Here is a 7,524-nt window from a genome sequence, read left to right as displayed (position 1 = left end):
TGCCGTCGCGCTCGTGCGCCTTCGAGATCGACATGGACGCGCTCATCTCCCAGATGAGCGCCGACCCGATCCAGGTCAAGGGCGTCTCGACGTTCCCGCTGGCCAAGGAGGACATCGCTCTCGTCGTTCCGTCTGACATCCCCGCCTCGCGCGTGGAGCAGATCGTGCGTCAGGGTGCCGGCCCGCTCGCGGAATCGGTCTCACTCTTCGATATCTACGAGGGCGACCAGGTGCCCGAAGGCTACCGCTCCCTCGCGTTCGCCCTGCGACTGCGCGCCGCTGACCACACGCTGACCGCAAAGGAATCCGAGGCGGTCCGTGCGCAGGTGGTGGCCAAGGCCAAGAAGGTCCTGGGAGCCTCCTTGCGCGCCTGAGACGTCGCGACCAGCGTCTGGCCGGTCGAATCTCACGTGTGGCGCCCCACTCATTGGGGTGTCGCAGGTGTGGATTCGACCGGTCTTCGCCTTAGCATGGTCTTATGCACATTCTTGTAACTGCAGCATCAAAGCACGGGGCGACGGACGAGGTCGCCGACGCCATTGCCCGGCGTATCGAAGCGAGTGGAATCACCGTTGATCGTCTCGCGCCCGCCGACGTCACGTCGGTCTCGGGTTACCATGCCGTCGTTGTCGGATCGGCCGTGTACATTCTCCAGTGGATGCCCGAGGCACACGACTTCATGGAGCGTTTTAAGGACGAGTTGCCCGTCGGACGCGTATGGGCCTTCTCCGTCGGCATGAACGGCGTTCCCAAGCACTCCGAGCAGGACGGCACGCGCGTCGGACCGCTCCTCACCCATGTCAAGTGCCGCGAGCTGCATACCTTCCCGGGTCGCTACAAGCCCTCCCTTCTGTCCCTGCGCGAGCGTTCGGTTGCCCGCCTGGCTGGAGTTGTCGAGGGGGACTTCCGTGACTGGGAGGCTATCGACCAGTGGGCTGATGAGATCGTCGAGGCGCTGAAGGCCTGAGACTGTCAGAACGTGAGTGGGTGAGGGGCGCCCTCACCCACTTGCGCACATATATGCACATGCATGTATAATCATGCATATGAGTTCAGCAGCAGCGTTCCCCAGCACGAAGAGTGCCAGGCACGAAATGATCCGCAACCTCCTGGCCTCCGAGTCCATTGGTAGCCAGGAAGCGCTGCGCTCACGCCTTGCTCAGCGGGGCATCGACGTCACCCAGACAACACTGTCGCGCGACCTCATGGACCTGCGGGCCACCAAGGTGCGCAACGCATCCGGCACCCTCATCTACACCGTGCCCGACCATGACGGGGGAGCGACCCACGACGGCGAAGCCGCCAACGTCCGCCTCGCGCGCTGGTGCCAGCTCCTGCTCGTCACCTCCGTTAAAGTCGGCAACCAGCTCGTTTTGCGCACCCAGGTCGGGGCGGCCAATCTCCTTGCCTCCTCGATCGACTCCGTGCGCCGAGAGGAAATCGCCGGCACCATCGCCGGCGACGACACGATCCTCGTGATCTGCCGCTCCGAGGAGGATGCCGCCGGCGTCGAACGCATGCTCCTCGCCCTCGCAGAGCCCGGCGCTCTGCCCGAAAACTAGCCACGGCCTCGTCCCAACGAGCCGCGATACGACAAACGAAACCCCCAGTGGAAGGAACCCCCATGTCGAGCACAGACCGCGTCGTCCTGGCCTACTCAGGCGGCCTGGACACCTCCGTCGCCATCGGATGGATCGGCGAGCAGACCGGCCGCGAGGTCGTCGCCGTCGCCGTCGATGTCGGCCAGGGAGGCGAAGACCTCGAGGTCATTCGTCAGCGCGCTCTCGACTGTGGTGCCGTCGAAGCCTACGTCGCCGACGCTCGCGACGAATTCGCAAACGAGTACTGCATGCCCGCGCTCAAGGCCAACGCCCTCTACGAAGGCAAGTACCCCCTCGTCTCCGCCCTCTCGCGCCCCGTCATCACCAAGCACCTGGTCAAGGCAGCGCGCGAATTCGGTGCCACGACCGTCGCCCACGGCTGCACCGGCAAGGGCAACGACCAGGTCCGTTTCGAAGTGTCCATCACCTCGATGGCCCCCGACATGGACTGCATCTCCCCGGTGCGCGACCTCGCCCTGACCCGCGACGTCGCCATCGAATACGCAGAAAAGCACAACCTGCCGATCGAAACGACGAAGCACAACCCCTTCTCGATCGACCAAAACGTGTGGGGCCGCGCCATCGAGACCGGCTTCCTCGAAGACCTGTGGAACGCCCCCACCAAGGACGTCTACGTCTACACCGACGACCCGACCTACCCGCCGCTGCCCGACGAAGTCGTCATCACCTTCGACAAGGGCATCCCCGTCGCCATCGACGGACGCCCGGTCACCCCGCTTGAGGCGATCCAGGAGATGAACCGCCGCGCCGGCGCCCAGGGCATCGGCCGCATCGACATGGTCGAGGACCGCCTCGTGGGCATCAAGTCCCGCGAGATCTACGAGGCGCCCGGCGCAGTCGCCCTCATCGAGGCCCACCAAGCCCTCGAATCCATCACCCTGGAGCGTATGCAGCACCGCTACAAGCGACAGCTCGAGCAGACATGGGGCGAACTCGTCTACGAGGCCCAGTGGTACTCGCCGCTCAAGAAGTCGATGGATGCTTTCATCGAGCACACCCAGGAATACGTGTCCGGCGAGATCCGCATGATCCTTCACGGCGGACGCGCGACCGTCAACGGGCGCCGCTCGGAGTCCTCCCTCTACGACTTCAACCTGGCGACCTACGAGACGGGCGACACCTTCGACCAGTCGTCGTCGCGCGGATTCATCGACATTTACGGCCTGCAGTCCAAGCTCGCGGCCGCCCGCGACGTGCGCTTCGGCGTCAATATGGGGTACTGAGTACTCACTGAGCGTTCTCTCACAGGGAATGTTTCAGTTGGGTTTCAAGAGGTGGGAGCGTCGGCGACGGCGCTCCCACCTCGCCTACTGTGTCGTGTATGACGTTCCAAGACAGTGCGCCGATCGGAGGGACCGCGGCCACCGATCAGGATGAGGCCCTGCGTGAGCGCATGATGCGCTACACGGTCGCTGGCATGTTTTTCGTCGGCTTCGCCGGGAAGGGCGTGCGCGGGATATTCGGAGACATCGGCTCCCTCGTGCCCATGCTCATCCTTCTCGTGGCCTTCGTGGTGCTGTTCCGCAGCTCCGGGCGGTCCCTGCTGTTGCGCCGCTTCCCGACGACGATCAGCCTGTTCGTGCTCTGGTGCGGGCTCACCTGTTTCTGGTCGGTTGACCCCATGACGAGCGCGCAGTTCTGGGTTCTTCAGTGCGCGCTGACGCTGGTCTCGATCGCCGTCGCGGTCGCGCTGCCGTTGACGGCGCTTGTGGAGTCCCTGATCCTGTCGTTCCAGTGGATCATCGGGTCCTCGTTCATTCTCGAGGTCCTGGTCGGCTTGTTCGGCCGAGGCCCCCTGGCCCCGCCGACCATGTGGGGAAGGGGACTGCTGCCAGCGTCCTCGTATTGGGTCGACGGCCTGATCTTTCACGGAGGCCCCATCCAGGGCTTCCCCGGCAATCGCAACCCATTGGCCTTCGTTGCGCTGCTCCTCGCGATCTGCCTGGTTCTGCGCTACATGCAGACCCGCCGCGCCCTGCCCTCCACTCTCGCGTGGCTGGCCGCATGCGGCGCCGTGTTCCTGCTGACCCAGTCGGCGACGGTCTCCCTGTCCACCGCCGGTTGCTGCATCGTGATCGCTGCTCTGGTCGTCCAGCGGCGTGTGCCCGTGCGCTTGAGACTGCGCGTCGTCGGTATTTTCGCCGCCGTGGGTATGCTCGCGGCGATCGGCGCCTTCTTCGCGCGCCACGCGATCGCGGACGCCTTCGGGCGCAGCCCGGACATGAGCGGGCGCTCCGTCATCTGGCACGCTGTCGAGCCCTTGGTGGGGCAGCGGCCGATCGGCGGCTGGGGCTGGTTCATCGGCTGGCCGACATGGATGGAGCCTTTCGCTTCCCTCGTGATTCGCCCGGACGGGACCCCCACCAACCAGGCTCACAACGTCTATGTGGAGGCCGCGTTGACGACCGGCTTCGTCGGCGCGTTTCTGGTCACGGCCGCGATCGTGTGGACGCTCTTGCGGGTCGTTAAGGTCGCGGTGGCCCATATCGACGATAACCTCTGGGACGTGGTCCCCGCCGTCCTCATGATCGCGATGTTCATCCAGTCCTTCACCGAATCGAGGATGCTCTTCGAGGGCAACTGGATGCTCGTCGTCATCATCGCCACCTGGGTCAAGGTGCGCGGTGAGGTGCCCGTCGTGTGGCCGTCGGCGGCCCGCCAGTATCTCGAATACTCTTAAGTCATAGCTTCGTTCCCGCCACCGACCTTGGGAGGTCAACCATGTCGCAGTCCGACAAGCACGTGTCCCTGTGGGGAGGCCGCTTCGCCGGCGGCCCGTCGCAGGCCCTCGCGGCGCTGAGCGTCTCGACCCATTTTGATTTCCGCCTGGCACACGTCGACATCGCGGGGTCACACGCGCACGCCGACGAGCTCCACCGCGTCGGCCTGCTCACCGACCAGGAGTGCGAGGACATGCATGCGGCGCTCGCCCGCCTCGACGCCGACGTCGCCTCCGGCGCTTTCGTGCCCAGCCCCGACGATGAGGACGTGCACACCGCCCTCGAGCGTGGCCTCATCGAGCGTGCAGGCGCGACCCTCGGTGGCAAGCTCCGCGCGGGGCGCTCGCGTAACGACCAGATCGCGACTCTCATTCGCCTTTACCTGCGCCAGGAGGCACGCCACTTGGCCGGGCGCGTCCTCGATATCGCCGAGGCCCTCATCGGCCAGGCCAGCCGCGCGGGGGACGCCGTCATGCCCGGTCGCACCCATATGCAGCACGCCCAGCCCGTCCTTGTCGCGCACCACCTGCTCGCCCACGTCTGGCCGCTGTTGCGCGACGTGGCGCGCCTTGGTGACTGGGACAAGAGAGCCGCCATCTCGCCCTACGGTTCGGGCGCGCTCGCCGGCAACACCCTCGGCATGGATCCGCGCCGTATCGCCGCGGCCCTTGGATTCACCGACTCCGTCGAAAACTCGATCGACGGGACCGCCGCCCGTGACGTCGTCGCCGAGTTCTCCTTCATCTGCGCCCAGATCGGCATCGACATCTCCCGACTGTCCGAGGAGATCGTCATCTGGAACACGAAGGAGTTCGGCTACGTCACCCTCGACGACTCCTACTCGACCGGGTCCTCGATCATGCCCCAGAAGAAGAACCCGGACGTCGCCGAGCTTGCGCGCGGCAAGGCCGGACGACTCATCGGCGACCTCACTGGCCTCCTCGCCGTCCTCAAGGCTCTTCCTCTCGCCTACGACCGTGACCTCCAGGAGGACAAGGAGCCGGTCTTTGACCAGATCGACACCCTCGATGTTCTGTGCCCCGCCGTCGCCGGCATGATCGACACCATGACGATCCACCTCGAGCGCCTCGCTGAACTCGCCCCGCAGGGCTTCTCGCTGGCGACCGACATCGCCGAATGGCTCGTCAAGCGCGGGGTTCCCTTCCGCGACGCCCACGAAATCTCGGGCGCCTGCGTGCGCCTGGCCGAGGCGAGGGGAGTGGAGCTCGCCGATCTGACGGACGCGGAGCTCGCCCAGGCCTCGTCCCACCTCGACCCGGAGGTTCGTTCCGTCCTCACCGTCGAGGGATCGGTCGGAGCACGCCTCGGCCGAGGTGGCACCGCACCCGTGCGCGTCGCCGAACAGCTCGACGAGGCCCGGGCCGGACTCGCTCACGCCCGTCAGTGGGCGGACACCGCGCTGCGCTAACGCCCGGCGCCGCCGAGCCGATACACTACAAGAACAACAATCCGTCGAATCCGCAAGGAAGGACAAGTTTCGTGACAGACATTCTGGACGAATTGCAGTGGCGTGGGCTGCTCGCGCAGCACACCGACCTCGAGGCGCTTCGCGCGCACCTGGCCGCCGGACCTGTCACCTTCTATTGCGGCTACGATCCGACCGCGCCCTCCCTGCATCACGGTCACCTCGTTCAGCTCATCGTCATGCGCCACCTCCAGCTCGCCGGGCACCGCCCCCTCGCGCTCGTTGGCGGCGCCACCGGGCAGATCGGCGACCCCCGCCAGAGCGGCGAGCGTCAGCTCCAGTCGACCGAGGTCGTCAAGGGATGGGCGGATCGTCTTCGCGCCCAGATCTCGCGGTTCCTCGACTTCGAAGGGCCGGCGGCCGCGCGCATGGTGAACAACCTGGACTGGACCCAGGAGATGAGCGCCATCGACCTGCTGCGCACCATCGGCAAGTACTTCCGCGTGGGCACGATGCTCAACAAGGACATCGTCGCGCGCCGCATCGCCTCCGACGAGGGCATCTCCTACACGGAGTTCTCCTATCAGGTTCTCCAGGCCAACGACTTCCTCGAGCTGTACCGTCGCCATGGCTGCACCCTCGAGACCGGCGGGAACGACCAGTGGGGCAACATGGTGGGCGGCGTCGACCTGATCCGCAAGGTCGAGGGCGTCGACACGCACGTGATGACCACGCCGATCATCACCAAGGCCGACGGCACGAAGTTCGGCAAGTCCGAGGGCGGTGCCATCTGGCTCGACCCGGAGATGATGACTCCCTACGCTTTCTACCAGTTCTGGCTGCAGGTCGCGGATGAGGATGTCGTGCGCTTCCTGAAGATCTTTACCTTCAAGTCTCGAGAAGAGATTGAAGCGCTGGCTGCCGAGGTCGCCGAGCGTCCCCACCAGCGCGCAGCGCAGAAGGCCCTGGCCGCCTCCGTGACTGAGCTTGTCCACGGGGCTGATCAGCTCGCCCGTGTCCTCGCCGCAACGGACGCCCTGTGGGGTGGGGGCGATATCCGCGACCTGGACGAGGCCACCCTGGCCGCCGCGACCGCCGACCTTCCGCGCGCCTCGCTCACTCTCGGCGAATCCACCGTGGTCGACGCTCTCGTCGCCCTCGGTTTCGAGAAGGGCAAGACGGCTGCCCGTCGCACGATCTCCTCCGGCGGCGCGTCCATCAACAACGTCAAGGTCACCGATCCCGAGGCGATCCTGCGCCAGGAGGACGTCCTCGCAGGTGGACTGGCTCTCATTCGTAAGGGGCGCAAGAACCTTGCCGTGCTTGAGCTGAGCTGATTCTTTCTGAGAAGGGGGCGTTCGATGGCGATCGGACGCCCCCTTTTCGTTGTGTTTGGTGGGTTTGTGGGGTGTGTGTTGGGGGTCACGTTGTTTTGGGTTGACTTTTGTGTGGGGGGTGAGTAGATTATTCACCTGTCGCCGCGAGCTTGTGAGTGAGTGAGTGGTGGTGGTTCACCGCTTGGGTGGCTGGGTTTTGGCCTGGTTGTTTGGGTGTGTGGGTGTTGTTTGTGAACTCGATAGTGTGTTTGTTTGTTTTGTTTATGCCTGTTTTTTGTTTTTGAGTGTTTTTGGTTGGGATTGCTGGCCGGGCTGTTTTGTTTGGTTGGTTTTTCTGGGCTTTAACGTTTTTGTTTTTGTTCGGAGAGTTTGATCCTGGCTCAGGACGAACGCTGGCGGCGTGCTTAACACATGCAAGT

General features: G+C 65.0%; 6 protein-coding genes, 1 rRNA gene and 1 pseudogene. All 8 read left to right on the top strand.

What is annotated here, in order from left to right; genetic code table 11:
* A pseudogene (locus HMPREF1138_RS10495) lies at positions 1 to 374 on the top strand (phenylalanine--tRNA ligase subunit beta); the annotation flags it as partial.
* 104 nt (positions 375 to 478) lie between these two features.
* Positions 479 to 967, top strand: coding sequence for a flavodoxin domain-containing protein (locus tag HMPREF1138_RS06265; RefSeq protein WP_009057783.1), 489 nt, complete (start codon positions 479 to 481; stop codon positions 965 to 967).
* A 73-nt stretch (positions 968 to 1,040) separates the two neighbouring features.
* Entirely contained in the window at positions 1,041 to 1,562 is a 522-nt protein-coding gene (gene argR / locus HMPREF1138_RS06260) for an arginine repressor (protein WP_081495989.1), read from the top strand.
* A 62-nt stretch (positions 1,563 to 1,624) separates the two neighbouring features.
* A complete protein-coding gene (locus HMPREF1138_RS06255; protein WP_009057789.1) occupies positions 1,625 to 2,845 on the top strand; it encodes an argininosuccinate synthase in 1,221 nt (406 codons plus the stop codon).
* Between the two features lie 98 nt (positions 2,846 to 2,943).
* Positions 2,944 to 4,302, top strand: coding sequence for an O-antigen ligase family protein (locus HMPREF1138_RS06250; RefSeq protein WP_009057791.1), 1,359 nt, complete (start codon positions 2,944 to 2,946; stop codon positions 4,300 to 4,302).
* Positions 4,303 to 4,343: 41 nt separating this feature from the next.
* A complete protein-coding gene (gene argH / locus HMPREF1138_RS06245) occupies positions 4,344 to 5,771 on the top strand; it encodes an argininosuccinate lyase (RefSeq protein ID WP_009057784.1) in 1,428 nt (475 codons plus the stop codon).
* Between the two features lie 71 nt (positions 5,772 to 5,842).
* Complete coding sequence (gene tyrS / locus HMPREF1138_RS06240; RefSeq protein WP_009057788.1) at positions 5,843 to 7,105, top strand: tyrosine--tRNA ligase; 1,263 nt, start codon at positions 5,843 to 5,845, stop codon at positions 7,103 to 7,105.
* A gap of 357 nt (positions 7,106 to 7,462) precedes the next feature.
* Positions 7,463 to 7,524, top strand: a 16S ribosomal RNA gene (locus tag HMPREF1138_RS06235); the annotation flags it as partial.

Origin of the sequence: Actinomyces sp. ICM58 (assembly GCF_000283035.1) — a bacterium.
Lineage (GTDB): Bacteria > Actinomycetota > Actinomycetes > Actinomycetales > Actinomycetaceae > Pauljensenia.
This window is presented reverse-complemented; position numbering and strand designations above follow the sequence as displayed.

What these genes read in the sequence shown, in the direction of transcription:
- HMPREF1138_RS06250 (WP_009057791.1), top strand. Translation starts at nt 2,944, where the DNA reads ATGACGTTCCAAGACAGTGCGCCGATCGGAGGGACCGCGGCCACCGAT.
- argR (WP_081495989.1), top strand. Translation starts at nt 1,041, where the DNA reads ATGCATATGAGTTCAGCAGCAGCGTTCCCCAGCACGAAGAGTGCCAGG.
- HMPREF1138_RS06265 (WP_009057783.1), top strand. Translation starts at nt 479, where the DNA reads ATGCACATTCTTGTAACTGCAGCATCAAAGCACGGGGCGACGGACGAG.
- HMPREF1138_RS06255 (WP_009057789.1), top strand. Translation starts at nt 1,625, where the DNA reads ATGTCGAGCACAGACCGCGTCGTCCTGGCCTACTCAGGCGGCCTGGAC.
- argH (WP_009057784.1), top strand. Translation starts at nt 4,344, where the DNA reads ATGTCGCAGTCCGACAAGCACGTGTCCCTGTGGGGAGGCCGCTTCGCC.